This is a genomic window from Paraburkholderia sp., assembly GCF_028283785.1.
Taxonomy (GTDB): domain Bacteria; phylum Pseudomonadota; class Gammaproteobacteria; order Burkholderiales; family Burkholderiaceae; genus Paraburkholderia.
In genome coordinates this window covers 326,847-344,446 of record NZ_JAPWKB010000018.1, presented here as the reverse complement: position 1 = coordinate 344,446, position 17,600 = coordinate 326,847, and the positions used below count along the sequence as shown (strand labels likewise).

General features: G+C 62.4%; 13 protein-coding genes. 5 read left to right on the top strand and 8 right to left on the bottom strand.

The features are described from left to right. Positions 1-6: 6 nt before the first annotated feature. The 4 genes from PW947_RS21345 to PW947_RS21330 all read right to left on the bottom strand — a co-directional run bounded on the left by PW947_RS21345 (position 7) and on the right by PW947_RS21330 (position 4,787). Complete coding sequence (locus PW947_RS21345) at positions 7-1,107, bottom strand: glycosyltransferase (RefSeq protein ID WP_299634384.1); 1,101 nt, start codon at positions 1,105-1,107, stop codon at positions 7-9. Between the two features lie 94 nt (positions 1,108-1,201). After that, positions 1,202-1,582 carry a GtrA family protein gene (locus PW947_RS21340; RefSeq protein ID WP_299634382.1) on the bottom strand — a complete coding sequence of 127 codons (381 nt, stop codon included), beginning with the start codon at positions 1,580-1,582 and terminating at the stop codon, positions 1,202-1,204. A 28-nt stretch (positions 1,583-1,610) separates the two neighbouring features. Then, on the bottom strand, positions 1,611-3,752 hold the full coding sequence (locus PW947_RS21335; protein WP_299634381.1) for a hypothetical protein: 2,142 nt from the start codon (positions 3,750-3,752) through the stop codon (positions 1,611-1,613). A gap of 51 nt (positions 3,753-3,803) precedes the next feature. Continuing rightward, a complete protein-coding gene (locus PW947_RS21330; RefSeq protein ID WP_299634380.1) occupies positions 3,804-4,787 on the bottom strand; it encodes a glycosyltransferase family 2 protein in 984 nt (327 codons plus the stop codon). Positions 4,788-5,293: 506 nt separating this feature from the next. Here PW947_RS21330 and PW947_RS21325 point away from each other — a divergent pair. Continuing rightward, on the top strand, positions 5,294-6,838 hold the full coding sequence (locus PW947_RS21325) for a methyl-accepting chemotaxis protein (protein ID WP_299634379.1): 1,545 nt from the start codon (positions 5,294-5,296) through the stop codon (positions 6,836-6,838). A 1,069-nt stretch (positions 6,839-7,907) separates the two neighbouring features. On the opposite strand, the gene galE is transcribed toward PW947_RS21325, so the two are convergent. The 4 genes from galE to PW947_RS21305 all read right to left on the bottom strand — a co-directional run bounded on the left by galE (position 7,908) and on the right by PW947_RS21305 (position 12,295). Continuing rightward, positions 7,908-8,930: a UDP-glucose 4-epimerase GalE gene (galE, locus tag PW947_RS21320; protein WP_299634378.1), complete on the bottom strand. Its 1,023-nt coding sequence runs from the start codon at positions 8,928-8,930 to the stop codon at positions 7,908-7,910. Between the two features lie 11 nt (positions 8,931-8,941). Beyond that, positions 8,942-10,120 carry a glycosyltransferase family 4 protein gene (locus PW947_RS21315; RefSeq protein ID WP_299634377.1) on the bottom strand — a complete coding sequence of 393 codons (1,179 nt, stop codon included), beginning with the start codon at positions 10,118-10,120 and terminating at the stop codon, positions 8,942-8,944. 76 nt (positions 10,121-10,196) lie between these two features. Beyond that, positions 10,197-11,036: a glycosyltransferase gene (locus PW947_RS21310; protein WP_299634376.1), complete on the bottom strand. Its 840-nt coding sequence runs from the start codon at positions 11,034-11,036 to the stop codon at positions 10,197-10,199. Beyond that, positions 11,033-12,295, bottom strand: coding sequence for an oligosaccharide flippase family protein (locus PW947_RS21305; RefSeq protein WP_299634375.1), 1,263 nt, complete (start codon positions 12,293-12,295; stop codon positions 11,033-11,035). Before PW947_RS21305 ends, PW947_RS21310 begins: the two co-directional genes overlap by 4 nt. 318 nt (positions 12,296-12,613) lie before the next feature. On the opposite strand from PW947_RS21305, the gene PW947_RS21300 reads away from it, so the two are divergent. From PW947_RS21300 to waaA, 4 genes are all read left to right on the top strand, one after another. Next, the gene (locus PW947_RS21300) at positions 12,614-14,008 is read left to right on the top strand and encodes a phosphomannomutase/phosphoglucomutase (RefSeq protein WP_299634373.1); all 1,395 of its coding nucleotides are present in this window, start codon (positions 12,614-12,616) and stop codon (positions 14,006-14,008) included. Positions 14,009-14,148: 140 nt separating this feature from the next. Continuing rightward, a complete protein-coding gene (gene waaC / locus PW947_RS21295) occupies positions 14,149-15,150 on the top strand; it encodes a lipopolysaccharide heptosyltransferase I (RefSeq protein ID WP_366146137.1) in 1,002 nt (333 codons plus the stop codon). 148 nt (positions 15,151-15,298) lie between these two features. Beyond that, positions 15,299-16,183: a Kdo hydroxylase family protein gene (locus PW947_RS21290; RefSeq protein WP_299634370.1), complete on the top strand. Its 885-nt coding sequence runs from the start codon at positions 15,299-15,301 to the stop codon at positions 16,181-16,183. Positions 16,184-16,232: 49 nt separating this feature from the next. After that, on the top strand, positions 16,233-17,546 hold the full coding sequence (gene waaA, locus PW947_RS21285; protein ID WP_299634368.1) for a lipid IV(A) 3-deoxy-D-manno-octulosonic acid transferase: 1,314 nt from the start codon (positions 16,233-16,235) through the stop codon (positions 17,544-17,546). Positions 17,547-17,600 lie beyond the last annotated feature (54 nt).

Sequence of the window (17,600 nt, the reverse complement as noted above, 5' to 3'; positions counted from 1 at the left end):
TTTTATTTACCGATGACCTTTGCGCACCACCAGCCAGCGCGGCGCCTTGAAGCGCACGATCCGCATATAGAGCCACACATACGTCAGCGCGAAGACGACGACGAAGCAGAACAGGTGCAGCGTGTGCCGCCAGAACAGCGTGGCGGGAATCACCGCGATCAGGCACAGCAGCCACAGATACGGCGACGTCAGCGAGTTGCGCCGCGTCAGTTCGCGTGCGGCGCGCGAACCCACTGCCCAGCGCATCAGCCGCTTGTAGACGAGCATATGCAGATGCACGCCGTCGGGGATGCCGGGTGACATGCCACGAATGAATTTCTTCCGGTAGATCGAGAAGCAGGTCTCGAAGATCGGGTACATGAACAGCAGCACCGGATACCACGCGGAGACATCGCGGTTGCGCATCACCAGCATGATCGACAGTTCGGCGAGCATAAAGCCGATGAAGTACGCACCGCCGTCGCCGAGGAAGATCAAACCGGCCGGGAAGTTCCAGATGAAAAAGCCCATCACCGCGCCCATCATGATCAGCGACGCCGACAGCACGACCGGGTCCGATACCTCGAACGCTACGTAAGCGAGCGACGCGAACATCATGAACGCGACCATCGACGCAAGGCCGTTGAAGCCGTCGATGATATTGATCGCGTTGGCGAGCGCGGCGACGGCCAGCACCGTGACCGCGCAGGAAATCACCGCGTACGACAGCAGAAAATCGAGCGGCGGCACGCTGATCCGCGTGACCGCAATATTCAGGAAGAAATAGGCGAGGGCGGCGGCGGCCATCGTGCAGACGAGGCGCGCGAACGGCGACACGCGTTTGGTCAGGTCTTCGACGAGGCCGGAACCGAAGGCGGGCAAACCGCACGCGACCAGACCGAGAATGCCGCCGGATACCGCCGGATACGCGTAATGCAATTGCAGCGCCGACAGCACGAGACCGATCAGAATGCCGGTTCCGCCGATGCGCGGCACCGGGCGTGCGTGGAATTTCTGCACGCCGGCGAGATCCGTGTCGGTCGAGAATTTTTCATGCAGATGCGCATACCGGACGATCAGCAGCGTGACCAGCAATGAGACGATGAAGCCGAGCGCGAAACTGAGCATGAAAGAGAGCCTGTACGGAGACGCGGCATTATACAAATGAAACGCGTCGGACTTCGACGGTGCGCGGCGGCAATCGCCGCGTCCGACGATGTCCCTAGCGATGTTCCTTGAACGTCCAGACCGAGTTGGCGGCGAAACTGTAAAGCAGCAGCAGGCCCGACGTGAGCAGTTGCGACAGCAGATAGTTCGCGTGCAGCATCTGCGTCAGCAGATACATCAACGCCGTATTCAACAGCAGACTGCCACCCGCGATGATCAGAAACTTGTAGATCGTCTCGGTATGCTTTTTCGTGCTGCGAAAAACGAATGAATACGCCAGCACGTAATTGACGACCGCTCCCGCCAGCGCGCCGAGCAGCGAGCCGAGCACCGGATTGCCGCCTGCGCCTTGCACGACGATAAACAGGATCACGTACTGGCACAGCGTGCCGGTCGCGCCGGCACTGGCAAAACGTAAAAACAGCTTGATGAGCATGCCGCCTTGGCCTCGGTTGCGGGTTGGATTACTGCGTGCGCGCTTTCAGCATCGGATCGCGCCAGAACACCGGACGTTGCGGATCGTGGCTCTTCAGATCGACTTCGATCTCGCCGGTGCCGGCCGGAACCGGCAGTTGCACGACGTTGTCGTTGACCGACAGCGTCTTCGTCACCGACTTCCCATCGCGAACGATCGTGACGTCGCCTTCTGTGGCCGCGCGCTGCACGTCGTGAACCCGAATCTGCACCACGCAGTCTTCGCACGACGGGAACCGGAACACCGCACTGCCTGCGTTGACGCCGAGGATCAGCATCGTTTTGCCTTCCTCGTCGGGACGCAGCAGCGCTTCGACCGCTTTGTGGTTCTTGTTGTACGTGTAGACGTTGTCGTAGAAACGGTTGACTAGCGACGGCTTGGCCTTCGGCACCATGATCTCCAGGTTGGTGTCGTACTGGAGCACGCGAACCGGCGTGTAATTCGTCATGATGTAGTTCGACAGATCATGCAGTTGCGGCGACAAGCCGGCCACTTGCACGAGATCGCGGAACACCAGTGTCGGGCGCGATTTCTGAAGGTCGGCGATCGCGTTCGCGACGTCCGTCGGCGTGGTCTGCGGCGCGAACTCGATAAAGCGCGTCGCATGAAGTTGGGTGAAGGCGTAGTACTCGGCGCGGATCGGATAGCTGAAGATCATCTGCGCATGACGCGTGGCGATTTCCTGCTGCACCGCTTCCAGTTCCAGCTTGCGCTGCGGCGACATCTGCACGCCGCTGAACGCGTTGGCGGGTTTGTACTGGTAGGAATCGTAGTCGAACGTGAACGTGCCCCACGTGGTCGGATAGCCGAGCGCGAAGATCCAGAGAAAGCCCGCGAGGCTTGCCGCCCACATCGACGCAAGCGACGGCACGGCCATCCGCGAGACCAGCGGGTCCGTCGAGCCGCCGAAAAACGTCACGTAGCTGAGCCCGAACAGCACGAACGGAATGATCAGCAGCACGCTAGCCGATCCGTGCGTGCCGATCCGCAGCACGACCGCGAAGAAAATCGCGACCAGCAGCGCCGGAACGAAACGCCGGACGATGTCCTCACGCCTGACGCCCACCAGCAGAAACAGCGAAACCGGCAACAGGATAAACAGCTCGGAAATCGAAAACAGCAGATGCAGGAAGTCGGCGCGGCCGAGCATCGAAATCAGTCGCAGACCGGTATAGGCAATCAGCGCAATCGCAGCCGGGTGAAACAGTTTTCGTCTCAGCGTGAATGCGAACGCCGCGAAAATATAGGTGAGCAGCCACACGTAATAAATGGCGTTCTGAAACCTGAACGGCGGGAACGGCAGATCCATGCCCTTCGGCTGGATGAAGAACGCGTAGTACGTCGTGTTGTACAGGAACTGCCTGATATCGACGCCGGCCGAGTAGAAATAAAGAAGGCCGAGCAGGATGGGCGTCAGCGCGCCGATCGCGATAATCACGAGACGGCCGAAAGCCTGTTTGAACGTATAGCGGCGATAAGCGGAAAATTCGGCGGCGGCAATCGCGAGCGACAGAAACAGGAACACTTCCTGGCCGAACCAGAAGCACATGCCGAGCACCACGCCGACAATGCCCAGCCGCGCGAGTTGCGACAGGCCTTCATTCGGGCGCGCAACCAGCGAGAAAATATAGAGCGCGAGGCACAGTGCGGGAATGGCGGTGCGCAACTGATAGATCGGCGGCGTGATCAGAAACAGAACGCCGGTGCAGAACGCGAGTCCGAGCGACGCGCGGTTCCAGAATGCTTTCGACACCGCGAGCGCGAGAAAGAAGCTGCCGATCACCTGTCCGACGTGCGCTTCGGCGAGCAGCGCGAAGCTGGTGGACACGAAGCGGTCGCCCATCAGCGTCTGGACGAGCGCGTAGTAGTAATACGGACCGGGCGTTCTGAAGTGAATGAAATCGCGCGTGAATACCTGTCCGCCGGCAATCCAGTGGCCGAATGCGTGGAACAGCGCGTGGTCGCCGGAGCCGAAGGTAAACGGCGCCTTGCCGATCGACGCCGCGATTCCGCAGGCGACCAGCAGACATAGCGTCAGAAATACCTTGATGGCAGCCGGCGCGTGCGTCCTTTCCGCGCTCGACACGGAAGGCGGCAGGTTTGCCGACAGAGAACTCGATTTGGTTTTCACGTTAATTATTCCGCGTATGGCGTCGCCGCGATGATGGTTCGGGTCGCGATCTTATGCCCGGTCTTTATCGGCGATGACCGCCGTGGTTCCCTGGTCAGCCAGGTTGTATTTTCGTCGGACGATATAAACCGGACGGTTTTTCGATTCCATATACATCCGGCCGATATATTCGCCGAGCATGCCGACGCTGATCAGTTGCAGGCTGCCGATAAACAGAATGGCGACCAGCAGCGACGCGTAGCCCGGCACATCGATACCGTGAATCAACGTTCGCACGACGATATAGATCGCGTAAATCAGCGATGCGCATGCGCCGATCCCGCCGATGTACGTCCACAGCTTGAGCGGCGTCGAGCTGAAGCTGGTGATGCCTTCCAGTGCGAAATTCCACAATTTCCAGCCGGAGAAATTGGTTTTACCGGCAAGGCGCGGATGGCGGACGTAATCGAGCGTGGTGGTCTTGAAGCCGACCCATGCGAACAGGCCTTTCATGAAGCGCTGCTTTTCCGGCAGACGTTGCAGCGCGTCGACCACCACCCGGTCCATCAGGCGGAAGTCGCCGACATTCTCCGGAATCTTGACGCTCGAAACGCGATTGTGAAACTGATAGAACAGTTTGGCGGTTTTGCGTTTCAGATAGGTGTCGGAGCTTCGGTCGATCCGGCGCGCGAGCACCACCTCGAAGCCTTTCGCCCATTCGCTGATAAGGTCGACGATCAGTTCGGGCGGGTCTTGCAGATCGGCGTCGATGGGGATCACGGCGTCGCCGGTGGCCATGTCGATACCGGCCGTCAGCGCGGCTTCTTTACCGAAATTTCTCGACAGCTCGACCACGATATAACGCGGATCCGTCTGGGCGATCTCGATCAGTTTCTGAAGGGTGTCGTCGGAGCTGCCATCGTCGACGCAGACCACTTCAAATGTCACGCCGCCGATATGTTGGGTGGCCTGATTGATTGCCTGATAGAAAAGATTGACGTTCTCTCCCTCGTTGTGAAATGGAGCAACGATGGAGACCTTCTTTTCCGTGTTCATAATGGGTTCGGCCAATTTGAAAACTAAATATAATTAATTCGAATGCCTGTTGTAATCCGGCCGGCCATGATGATCTCGCTTGCTTGACATGTAGCACGTGCCGCCGGAGGAGAGATCAACGGTGAACTGATCGATTGCCGCAGCCGGTTTCGATGGTTGCGTACTTTATCATCCTCGCCCGCCGTCACCTAAGCTTGCGCCGCGCCTCTTCAGACGATAACCCGGCGCGCGCGAACAATCCGGTCGTGGATGCCGCCGATACGAAAGTCCATTTACTGGGATATCAGCGTCGAAAAATCCAAAAATTCGCTTTGTAATCATGGATTTCCCCTATCAAAACAGCGCTCGCGCCGGCCGTTAAACCGGATGCGCAATACTGCGCGCGCCATCCATGCGGCAGATCGGGCCCACGCACGCCGTGCAACCCGACGAACTATCCGCATCGCGCGCCCTGGCTGCATCGGGAAAAAAAATGATAAGTCGCTGACAGGCGAAGGGGAGACTCCATGCTTAACAACATCACGATTCGCGGCGGGCTGACGCTGGTGATCAGCGTATTCGTCGCTTTTTTGCTGACCGTGATCGGCGTCGGTTATGGCGCGCTGAAACTTGCGGGCAGCGGTTTCAACGAAGTCCAGCAGAGCGCGGCCTCGTTTTCGCGTTTGAAGGCCAGTTCCGAGAAGCTGCTTCAGGTGCAACTGGCGCTCGGCAGTTATCAGACGCTGTTTAGCGTCGGCAAGCAGACCGACGACCTGCTGCCGAGCGCGTACAAATTGCTGGGCGTATCGAACGACGATTTCCGGCTTTATATCGACGGACCGTTTTCGACGCCCGACGAGCGCAAGCTCGCGCAGAACGTCGAGCAGGCGCGCAAGGCGCTGGTCGATCAGGCGATCGAGCCGGAATACAAGGCGCTCAACGACAACGACTTCAACACCTTCCGCAATCTCCAGGGCGAGACGGCGAACACGCTTTATGCCGCGTATTCGAAGGCGATCGATGCGCTCGACCGTTATCAGGCCGCCGAAACGCAGCGACTCGGCGACACGCAGGCACAGCGGTTTCAATGGCTGACCGTGCTGTTCGGCGCGATTGCGGTGCTGGCGGTGGGGGTAGGCGTGGCGGCGCGGGTCGGTTTGTCGGCAGCGGTGATCAAGCCGGTCAATCAGACCATTGCGCATTTCCAGCGGATTGCCGCGGGCGATCTGACGATCGACGTCCGCGCGCGCTCGCGTAACGAGATGGGGCAGTTGCTGAGCGCGTTGACGCAGATGCGCGACGGTCTGATCGACACGGTATCGAAAGTACGCGGCAGCACCGATTCGATCACGCACGGTGCGGACGAAATCGCGTCGGGCAATCAGGATCTGTCGCGGCGTACCGAGCAGCAGGCCGCCGCATTGCAGCAGACGGCGGCGAGCATGGAGGAGTTGTCGGCGACGGTGAAGCAGAACGCGGACAACGCGAAGCAGGCGAACCGGCTCGCTCACGGCGCGCTGGAGACGGTGGTGCGCGGCGGCAGCGTGGTGACGCGGGTGGTCGAGACGATGGATGGGATTACGGGGTCGTCGCGGCAGATGGCCGAGATCATCGGGATGATCGAAGGCATAGCGTTTCAGACCAATATTCTGGCGCTGAATGCCGCGGTGGAAGCCGCGCGCGCGGGCGAGCAGGGGCGGGGGTTCGCGGTTGTGGCGGCGGAGGTGCGTAGTCTTGCGCAGCGGTCGGGTGCAGCGGCGAAGGAGATCAAGACGTTGATCGGCGAATCGGGTGTGCGGGTCGAGGAAGGCGCGTCGCTGGTGGCCGAAGCCGGCCGGACGATGAGTGAGGCGATGCAGTCGGTGCGTCGCGTGACGGACATCATGGGGGAGATCGAAGCTGCGGCTGGGGAGCAGAGCGACGGGATCGATCAGGTGAATAAGGCGATCACACAGATCGATGAGGTGACGCAGCATAACGCGGCATTGGTGGAGCAGGCCGCGGCGGCGGCTAAGTCGCTGGAGGAGCAGGCGGGGATGTTGATGGAGGCGGTGGCGGTGTTTCAGGTTTGAAGGTTTTGGTTGCGGTTTTTTGGTTTTTTTGGTTTTTTGGGTTTTTTGCGGAGCCGTGGTTTGGGGGTGCTTGTGGTGCTTGCGGTGCTCGCCGTGCCCCGGTTTGGCTGCTCATCGCTTGTCGCTTGTCGCTCGTCGCGCGCGTCCCGTTTTCACGTCGGTATGCCTGGATCGTCCCTGTGCGGGACCGCACCTACTTTTCTTTGCTCGCGCAAAGAAAAGTAGGCAAAAGAAAGCGCGTTTACCTCGCGCTTCGTAGCGAGTGGCGTCTAGTAATTTTCGGGTAGTGGACCGCGCACGTTTTGAGTTGGCGGTCCGTTTTTCCTGGTGGTCCGCGCCCGCACATCCCGCCCGCTGCGCGGCGGTAGCCTGCTTCAAAAACCCATTTTCGCCACGTCATTTGCTCGCCGTTTCGACGGTTCTGGCGTCCGGCCCAAAGCGCAGTTTGCGCACGGCATCCGCCCATCGTTAGGACCGTTCCGGCGTCGGCTCACAGCCCGGTTTGCGCCACGCCATTCGCCCGCTTTCATGATCGTTCCACCGTCCGACTCAATGGCCGGTTTGCGCCACGGCATTCACCCGACTTCTCGACGGTTTCGACGTTCAGCGCGGCCTGGAATTTTGCGCGCGTGACCGACCGGCGCATGCCAGGAAACTGGGTGTTGTGACGGACGAAGTGAAGCGCGCGAAGAGCGGTGAGAGATAAAGACGGGGCTGTGCCCGTCGGCTGTCGCGAAGCGAACAGCCGGAACGAATGACTGCCTTGTCACCAAGTAAAGCGGTGCGGCAACTCAAATCGTGCGCGGTCCACTACCCGAAAGTCAGTAGACGCCACTCGCTACGAAGTGTCGGTGTAAACGCGCTTTCTTTTGCCTACTTTTCTTTGCGCGAGCAAAGAAAAGTAGGTGCGGTCCCGCACAGGGACGATCCAGGCAAACCGACGTGAAACCGGGACGCGCACGATGAGCGATGAGCGATGAGCAACCAACCCAATCCAGGCAAACCGACGTGAAAACAGGACGCGCACGACGAGCCAGGAGCACCCAACCCAACCCCAAAAACCAACCCTTCAACCAAACCCTTTGGGATTCCCCTCCTGCCACCGCCAGTGATCCACACACATCCTCTCAATCCCAAACTCCGCCCGCCACCCCAGCAACTCCGCGGCCTTAGCCGGATCGGCGAAACACTCGGCCACATCCCCCGCGCGCCGCGCAACGATCTCATAAGGCACGGCCTTCCCCGACGCCTTCTCGAACGCCCGCACCACATCCAGCACGCTATACCCTTGCCCCGTCCCAAGATTCACGACGAAACTCGCGTCATGCCTGACCAGCGCATCGAGCGCCAGCAAATGCCCGCGCGCCAGATCGACGACGTGGATGTAATCGCGCACGCCCGTTCCGTCAGGTGTCGGATAGTCGCCGCCGAAAACCCGCAACGTCTCAAGTTTCCCCACCGCGACCTGCGCGACATACGGCATCAGATTGTTCGGAATCCCGGCCGGATCTTCACCGATCAAGCCGCTCGCATGCGCACCCACCGGATTGAAATAACGCAGCGTCGCAATCCGCCATGACGGATCCGACAACTCCAGATCGCGCAAAATCTGCTCGGCAATCAGCTTCGACTGTCCGTACGGATTGGTGGCCGACAACGGAAACGATTCGTCGATCGGCGAGCTTTCCGGTACGCCATACACCGTCGCAGACGAACTGAACACGAACTGCTTCACGTCGCGCGCCTTCATCACCGCCAGCAGCGCGAGCAACGAGCCCACGTTGTTCTGGTAATACTCGATCGGCTTTTGCACCGATTCGCCCACCGCCTTCAACGCCGCGAAATGAATCGCGGCCGTAATGGGATGCGCGTCGAAAATCCGGTTCAGCGCAGCCGTATCCGTCGCATCGGCTTCGTAGAACGCCACGCGCTTGCCGGTGATCTGTTCGACGCGCCGCAACGACTCGCGATTGCTGTTGACGAGATTGTCGATTGCGACCACGTCGTAACCGCCGTTGATCAGTTCGACACACGTATGCGAGCCGATAAAGCCCGCACCGCCCGTTACCAGAATCGTGCCCTTCGTGGTCATGCTTGGCTCCGTTAAAGTGATACGCCCGTCAATGTCTTAATGGTTTCGATGTACCGCTCGACGACCCCGCGTTCGTCGAATTCCACGGTCACCTTGAGTCGCCCGCGCTCGCCCATCGCGCGGCGCGCACTGTCGGTCATGTCGAGCATCCGCGCCATCGCGTCGCGCAGGCTGGCCGCGTCGCGCACGGTGCACAGCAAGCCGTTGACGCCGTCGTCGACCGTTTCGCGGCAGCCCGGCACATCGGTCGCGATCACCGGCCGTCCCATCGCCGACGCCTCCATCAGCGTGCGCGGCACGCCTTCGCGATACGACGGCAACACCACGCATCCGGCGGCCGCAATCACCGGCCGCACGTCGTGCGCTTCGCCGAGATACTCGATCACACCTTCGCGTTCCCATGCGGCGACTTCGTCGCGCGTGATCGCGCTCGGATTGTCGACGCCGACCGGGCCGAGCAGCGCGAAGCGTGCCTGCGGATAACGCGCGCGCAAACCGCGCGCGGCTTCGACGTATTCGCCGACGCCTTTGTCCCACAGCAGCCGGCCGATCAGCACGAACGTGAACGGCTGCGTCGCTCCGGAAGCGTCCGCGTCGGCCGGCGGCGTGTACGCGAAGTGATCGAGATCGACGCCTTCGCCGTGCAGCAGACGCGCGCGATCCGGATGCACCAGCAGCTTCTGATCGGTGAACGCGGCCAGATCGTCACGGTTCAGGAACCATACTTCGCGCGGAAACCGGAACGCGAAACGGTACAGCTTCTTCGCCACCTGCGCCGCGCGGCTCTGCTGGATAAACACATAGCCCAGCCCGGTAGTCACCGCCACCGATGCGACGCCCGCCAGTTTCGCCGCGATCGAACCGTAAATATTCGGCTTGATCGTATAGTGAAATACGACGTCCGGCCGCACCGTGCGGTAGGCCCGGTACAGCGCCCACAAGGTCCGCAGATCGTCTCGCGGACTGGTACCCTTGGACGCCACCGGCAACTCGATGCAGCGGCAACCCATCGCCGCGATCAGGTCGAAGGTGCGATCGCGCGGCGCAAGCACCGTCACGTCGACGCCGCCGGCAACCAGCCGGCGAATCAGGCCCGGCCGGTACGTATGGATCGCAAACGCCGTGTTGCACACCAGCGTGATGCGCAGCGCGCGGCCGGGCGCAGGATGGGACAGATCGCGAGGCTTCATGCGGAGGGCGTCGTCAGAAAAAATAAGCGAAGTTAAATCGAAGATAAAGCGCAAAAAATGCGGCGATATTCGTGTTTTATTGTTTACCGCGCGCGGCGAACAGCGTGCGCTTCACCCGTTGCAGCGTGCTGTACGGCGTCACGAAGTGCAGCAGGTTCTTCGCGAGACCCAGCCAGTCATAAGGGTTCAGGGGGGTGAAGTGACGTAATTGCAGCCGCAATGTCGAGGCGACCTGGCGGCGCCGTTTCGTCGCGCTGATGCCGCCTTCGTTCAGTTCGTAATAGAGCCCCAGCACCGGCAGATTGGCGCACTCGTAGCGCGCCATCAGCCGCACGAACAGGTCGAGATCTTCGGCGGAACGGTATTGCGCGCGGTAGTTGCCCACCTCGCGGACCGCATCGACGCGCAGCATCATCGACGGATGCGCGAGGCAGCTACGAAAAAAACGTTGCCGGCGAATCTCGCGCGGATCGGCGGGCGGTTGCAGCATAAACAGCGGTGTGCCGTCGCGCGCGATGACCTGCGTCCACATGCCGAGCCCGGCCACCTCGGGATGCGCGTCCAGATACGCGCGCTGTCGCGCGAGCCGATGCGGCACGCTCAGATCGCCCGCGTCGATGCGCGCCGCGTAACGCACGCCGCGCGCGGCCAGCGCGTCGATCCCGTGTTGCAGCGCGCGTTCGATGCCGACGTTCTGCGTCATCCGCAATACGTCGATCGTCATGCCCGGCAACGTGGGCGCGACGATCGGCACGGCGCTGCCGTCATCGACGATCAGCACGTGAACCGGCGCGCTTTCGTCGAACGATGCCAGCGTGCGATCGACGTCGGTCTGCGCGTTGAACGCGGGCATCAACACGACGACATCGTCGAGCGTCGTGCCTTCTGATTGCGCAGTGGAAGAGGGAAACGTCATGGGCGCAATTTGAAACGGATGTAATAAAGATTTACCGATGTAGCGGCCAGATAACCGGCTGCCAGGCCGACCAGCGCACCGTACGAACCAAGCCTCGGAATCGCGATCAGGTTGACCGCGAAGGCGACCGCGAGCGCGAGCAGCCACTTGGTCAGCAACACGAATTTCGCCTGATATTTAAGCACGATCAGATTCCCGATCGCCTCGATGCCGGCCGGCACGGACAGCCACACGGCCCAGCGGAAAATATCGATCGCGCCTTCGTAGCCCGCACCGAACACGCGCCGGATGATAAAGCCCGCAAGCACGTCCAGCACGGCTGCGCCGCCGATCATCAACAGCGCGGTGAGCGCTGTCAGACGCCATATGTTGCGCCGCAATTGCACCGCATCCTGAACCCGGTAGACGAACGCGGGCGCGATGGTTTGCGCGAGCATCAGCGCAAGCGTGATCCAGTTTTCGTTGAGTTGCTGCGCAGCGGAATAGCGGCCGAGATCGGCGAACGAAATGGCCCGTTCGAGCATCAGCCGGTCCAGTTTCAGAAACAGGTACATACCGATCAGACCGAGCCAGAAGACCGTGCCCGCAGACGCAAAATGGCGGAATAGACCACGATCGAGATGCCAGCCCAGCTTGCCGCCATGTCGCCGGATGTAGTAGAACAACAGCACTGCGCCGATCGCTGCGGATTCGAGCGCCCAAAGCCAGCCGAAGCGCGACGGCGACGCAGCGACACGTACCAGCGCGAACACCAGCAAAGCCTTGACGATAGCCGTAGCCATGCTCGTCACGAGTTGCGGCTTGCTGTACGTCATGCTTTGCAGCCATGCATTGACTACGCCGACGAACGGCTCGCGAAACAGCATCGTCATCGCGAGGCCGGCGAGCATCGCGCCGACCAGCGGGTCCGTCAGGCCCGATGCGATGCCCGCCCATGTCAGCAGCAACGCAAAGGCGGAGACGCCGATGCGCAACGCGAACGCGCTGCCCAGCACGGTGCCGAGCTGACCGGCCGGACGGTTCACGATGGTCGGCACGAGGATTTCCGCGCCGCACACCCACGTGATCGGCGACAGCACGAGCAGCAGCGTGTTGGCGTATTGCCATTTACCGAACGTGTCGGGACCGAAGTATCGGGCGAGCATCCCGCTGATCGCAATCGCTACCGCGATCTGCGTCAGACGCTCCATGCCGAGCCAGACGAGGTTGGCGAAGGCGCGGGTGACGTCGGGGTTGGCGAAGCGCCTGAAGGTCAGCATCCGGTGCCTGCTTGCGCACAGAAGTTGCGGCGCGGCCGGTGTAGCGTGCTGTCCGGCATGCGGTTCGACGCAGCGAACGGCATGCCGTGCGGCAGCGGGCCCATCTGTAACACGGCTGTCGTGGCGAGGCTGGCGCGCCGCGGCAACTTTGTGGATAGTGGGCGTCTAAGCATTAGAATAGGCGCCAGTACGGCGTAGCTGAAAAAGCGCAATTATAAGTTGGAACCGGATCGCTTCCGGCAAGGCGCCGCGTGAGAATCACCGTCTCGCGTCGGGTGCTCAGGTCAATCATTTCCATTGCACGCAAGTGAGCCCATCATGATCTCCAAATCGATTTTCAAGGCATATGACATTCGCGGCGTGATCGGCAAGACGCTCGACGCCGACGCCGCACGTTCGATCGGCCGCGCGTTCGGCAGCGAAGTGCGTGCGCAAGGCGGCGATGCCGTCGTGGTCGCGCGTGACGGCCGTCTGTCGGGCCCCGAACTGATCGCCGCATTGTCCGACGGCTTGCGCGCGGCAGGCGTCGACGTGGTGGATGTCGGCATGGTGCCGACGCCGGTCGGCTACTTCGCGGCCAGCGTGCCGCTGAAGCTCGCAGGCGGCGAGCGTCGCGTCGATTCGTGCATCGTCGTGACGGGCAGCCATAACCCGCCCGACTACAACGGCTTCAAGATGGTGTTGCGCGGCGCCGCGATCTACGGCGACCAGATCCTCGCGCTGCATCAACGCATCGTCGATGAAAACTACACCGAAGGCAGCGGCTCGTTCACCGAGTACGACATCGCCGACGCGTACCTCGAACGCATCACCAGCGACATCAAGCTCGCGCGTCCGCTGAAGATCGTCGTCGATACCGGCAACGGCGTTGCGGGCGGTCTCGCACCGAAACTCTTCAAGGCGCTCGGCTGCGAACTGGTCGAACTGTTCACCGAGATCGACGGCAATTTCCCGAATCACCATCCTGACCCGGCGCATCCGGAAAACCTTCAGGACGTGATCAAGGCGCTGAAGGAAACCGACGCCGAAATCGGCTTCGCGTTCGACGGCGACGGCGACCGTCTGGGCGTCGTCACGAAAGACGGCCAGATCATCTATCCGGACCGTCAGCTGATGCTGTTCGCTGAAGAAGTCTTGTCGCGCAACAAGGGCGCGCAGATCATTTACGACGTGAAGTGCACGCGCAACCTCGCGAAGTGGGTCAAGGAAAAGGGCGGCGAGCCGCTGATGTGGAAAACCGGCCACTCGCTCGTGAAGGCGAAGCTGCGTGAAACCGGCGCGCCGCTGGCAGGCGAAATGAGCGGCCACGTGTTCTTCAAGGACCGCTGGTACGGTTTCGACGACGGCCTGTACACGGGCGCGCGTCTGCTCGAAATCCTGTCGCGCGTGCAAGACCCGAGCAAGCTGCTCAACGGTCTGCCCAACTCGCATTCCACGCCCGAACTGCAACTGAAGCTCGAAGAAGGCGAGAACTTCGAACTGATCGCACGCATGCAGCAGAACGCGCAGTTCACCGGCGCGGACGACGTCGTGAAGATCGACGGTCTGCGGGTCGAGTATCCGGATGGCTTCGGTCTCGCCCGTTCGTCGAACACCACGCCGGTCGTCGTGATGCGCTTCGAAGCGGACAACGACGCAGCACTCTCACGCATCCAGGAAGATTTCCGCCGCGTGATCCTCGCGGAAAAGCCGGACGCAAAACTGCCGTTCTGACGGCGGGCTGAAGACAGGACGCGGCGCGGACTTTTTGACCGCGCCGCGTTTTTTCTTGCGCGTTCGCCTGAATATCCGGGCGGCAAGCTAAAATTGCGCTCCACCAATGAGTCTTCGGGCCGGGTTACCGGCATTCCCCCTTGAGCGTGCAAAAGATACTGATCGTTCGCGTGTCGTCGCTGGGCGATGTCGTACACAACATGCCGGCCATCGCCGACATTCGTCGTCGCCATCCCGACGCGCAGATCGACTGGCTGGTCGAAGAGAGCTTCATGGGTCTCGTCGACCTCGTCGGCGGCGTGCGCCGTGCGATTCCCGTGTCGCTGCGACGCTGGAAAAAGCGTCTGCTGTCGGTCGACAACTGGCGCGAGATCGGTGCGTTTCGTCGCGCGCTGGCCGCCGAAAACTACGATCTCGTGATCGATTGCCAGGGTTTGATCAAGACCGCGTGGGTGTCGAGCATGGCGCGCGGGCCGGTCGTCGGCCTCGCCAATCGCACCGACGGCGCGGGCTTCGAATGGCCGGTGCGTTTCTTCTACGACCGTCGCGTGCCGATCGAGCCGCGCACGCACGTGGTCGAGCGCACCCGGCAGCTGGTGGCGGCGGCGCTCGGCGATCCGCGCCCCGAACCGTCGGACGACATCGATTTCGGGCTGGACACCGGCCGCGCGTCGCTGGCGCTGTCGCAAGCCGCGCTGAATCTTCCGGTGCCTTACGTGGTGTTCGTTCACGCCACCTCGCGCGCCGACAAACAATGGCCGGATACCGCGTGGATCGAACTCGGTCAGGCACTGGTGCGTCGCGGCGCGTCGATCGTGCTGCCGTGGGGTAGTGACGCGGAACGCGCCACCAGCGAGCGTCTCGCGAAGGAATTCGGAGCGGCCGCCATCGTGCCGCCCAAACTGTCGTTGCCGGCGGTGGTCGGGCTGATCGACGGTGCGGCGGCGACGGTCGGCGTTGATACAGGTCTAGTCCATATCGCCGCTGCGCTGAAGCGTCCCACCATCGAGTTGTACAATTTTGCGACCGCGTGGCGCACGGGCGGTTACTGGTCGCCGAACGTGATCAATCTCGGCACGGCCGGGCAACCGCCCACGCTCTCGCAAGTGAAGTCCGCACTGGCGGGTTTCGGCTTGCTGTGACGCTTGTTCCCAAGCTCGCCACGCGCTGCGTGTGAAGCGGCGCAACGGCGTTGCGCCCTTTGCGTCACCGGCTTTATTGCGGCCGCCCGGCGACCCTATCGCGGCAGAACCGCGGCAAGACCGCAGCAACCCAGCCTCAAGGGCGATCATGAGCGATACACAAATCATTGAAGTGGCGTCGGCCGACTGGCACGGACAGAACCTGTCCGTGCCGCGCGAGACGTTGCTGGCCGGCGTCGAGCGCGGCAAGGTGCTGTACTTTCCGAACCTGCGTTTCGCGATCGAAGGCGGCGAACAGGCGCTGCTCGATCCGGCACTGGCCGATCCGAACCGCAAGAACATCAGTCTCGAACCGAACGGCGGCGCGCTGCACGGCGTGCTCGGCGACGCGGTCACGCAGTCGGCGGTTCGCGCGCTGATCGCGCGGTATCAGGCGAATGCGCGCACGCTGGTCGATGCGCTGTTCCCGGAATACGACGGCACGCTGCGCGTCGCGCCGACGAGCCTGCGTCTGCATCAGGTCGAAACCCGTGAAACCTCGTGGCGCAAGGACGATAGCCGTCTGCACGTCGATGCGTTTCCGTCGCGGCCCAATTACGGCGAACGCATCCTGCGCGTGTTCACCAACGTGAACCCGAACGGCGTGCCGCGCGTGTGGCGCGTCGGCGAACCGTTCGAGGACATGGCGAAGCGCTTTCTGCCCACCATCAAGCCGCAGATGCCGGGTTCCGCGTGGCTGCAGAATCTGCTGCACATCACCAAGACGCCGCGCAGCGAATACGATCATCTGATGCTGCATCTGCACGACGGCATGAAGGCCGATCTGGACTACCAGAAGGCGAGTCCGCAGGAGACCATGCCGTTTCCGCCGGGCTGCGTGTGGATCTGCTACTCCGACCAGACTTCGCACGCGGTGATGTCCGGCCAGTTCATGATGGAGCAGACCTTCTTTCTGCCGGTCAAGGCGATGGCGCAACCCAAATGCGCGCCGCTCGGTATTCTCGAGCGCCTGAAGGGCAAGGCCCTGGTTTGAGCGGCGTCCTGCTGGTTTCGTCGACGGTGTGCGCGGCCGGGGTCTGCCGATGCTGAGGGCTATCTACAAAGCGCTCTGGTGGTTGATCGCGCCGGTGGCGGTGGTGCGGCTGCTGATCCGCTCGCGCAAGGAGCGCGGGTACCGCGAGCATATCGGCGAGCGCTTCGGTTATACGCGCGGCCGCCTGCCGGAAGATCAGGGTCCGCTGATCTGGGTGCATGCGGTGTCGGTCGGCGAGACGCGCGCCGCGCAACCGCTGATCGACGCGCTGCTTCACGCGCGTCCCGACGCGCGCATTCTGTTGACGCACATGACGCCGAGCGGTCGCGCGACCGGCGAGCAGATTTTCGGCGACCGGGTTTTGCGCAGCTATCTGCCGTACGACATGCCGCATGCGGTGCGGCGTTTCCTGCGCGCGTGGCGTCCGTCGCTCGGACTCGTGATGGAAACCGAAGTCTGGCCGACGCTGATCGACGAATGCCGTCGCGGCGAGGTGCCGCTGGTGCTGACCAATGCGCGGATGTCCGCGCGTTCGTTCAAGCGCGCGGCGAAGTTCGGCACTGCGACGCGCGAAGTGTTCGGCGGTTTCTCGCGGGTGCTCGCGCAAAGTCCGTCGGATGCGGAGCGCCTGACCGCGCTGGGCGCGCGCAATGTCGCGGTGCTCGGCAATCTGAAGTTCGATATGAGCACACCGCCTGCGCTGGCGGCGCGCGGTCATGCGTGGCGAGCGGCGATCGGCGCGCGGCCGGTGTGGGTTGCGGCCAGCACGCGCGAGAACGAAGAAGAACTGGTGCTGCAGGCGTTCGCCGCGTTGCGCGACGCCGTGCCGGACGCATTGCTGATTCTGGTGCCGCGTCATCCGCAGCGCTTCAACGAAGTCGCGGCGCTGGTGGACAAAGCGAACTTGCGGCTGGAACGACGCTCGGCGTGGGCGCCGGCTGCGTCGGTGGCGTTGTCGTCGGGGCAGGCCGCCGTGCCCGCGTTGTCGACCGATGTGAACGTGCTGCTCGGCGATTCGATGGGTGAGATGGGCGCGTATTACGCGGCGTCCGACCTCGCGTTTATCGGCGGCAGCCTGTTGCCGCTGGGCGGACAGAATCTGATCGAAGCGTGCGCGGTCGGTGTGCCGGTGTTGATCGGGCCGCACGTGTTCAACTTCACGCAGGCCACGGCGGATGCGGTGGCGGCGGGCGCCGCGGTTCAGGTGCAGGATCCGGCGGATCTGGGTCGCGCGTTGCGCGAGTTGTTCGCCGACAAGGCGCGCCGGACGGCCATGAGCGGCGCGGCATCGGCGTTCGCCGCGCGCCATCGCGGCGCGACCGGACGGACGGTGGATGTGCTGACGGCGTTGTTGCCGGAGTAAGACCGGCGCGGTCGGCGAACCGATTGGCGAACCCGCAAGGGTCCGCCCGCCGCG

Coding starts and splice junctions, on each gene's coding strand:
- galE (WP_299634378.1), bottom strand. CDS start 8,930: ATGACCACGAAGGGCACGATTCTGGTAACGGGCGGTGCGGGCTTTATC.
- PW947_RS21325 (WP_299634379.1), top strand. CDS start 5,294: ATGCTTAACAACATCACGATTCGCGGCGGGCTGACGCTGGTGATCAGC.
- PW947_RS21290 (WP_299634370.1), top strand. CDS start 15,299: ATGAGCGATACACAAATCATTGAAGTGGCGTCGGCCGACTGGCACGGA.
- waaA (WP_299634368.1), top strand. CDS start 16,233: ATGCTGAGGGCTATCTACAAAGCGCTCTGGTGGTTGATCGCGCCGGTG.
- PW947_RS21310 (WP_299634376.1), bottom strand. CDS start 11,036: ATGACGTTTCCCTCTTCCACTGCGCAATCAGAAGGCACGACGCTCGAC.
- PW947_RS21345 (WP_299634384.1), bottom strand. CDS start 1,107: ATGCTCAGTTTCGCGCTCGGCTTCATCGTCTCATTGCTGGTCACGCTG.
- PW947_RS21315 (WP_299634377.1), bottom strand. CDS start 10,120: ATGAAGCCTCGCGATCTGTCCCATCCTGCGCCCGGCCGCGCGCTGCGC.
- PW947_RS21340 (WP_299634382.1), bottom strand. CDS start 1,582: ATGCTCATCAAGCTGTTTTTACGTTTTGCCAGTGCCGGCGCGACCGGC.
- PW947_RS21305 (WP_299634375.1), bottom strand. CDS start 12,295: ATGCTGACCTTCAGGCGCTTCGCCAACCCCGACGTCACCCGCGCCTTC.
- PW947_RS21330 (WP_299634380.1), bottom strand. CDS start 4,787: ATGAACACGGAAAAGAAGGTCTCCATCGTTGCTCCATTTCACAACGAG.
- PW947_RS21300 (WP_299634373.1), top strand. CDS start 12,614: ATGATCTCCAAATCGATTTTCAAGGCATATGACATTCGCGGCGTGATC.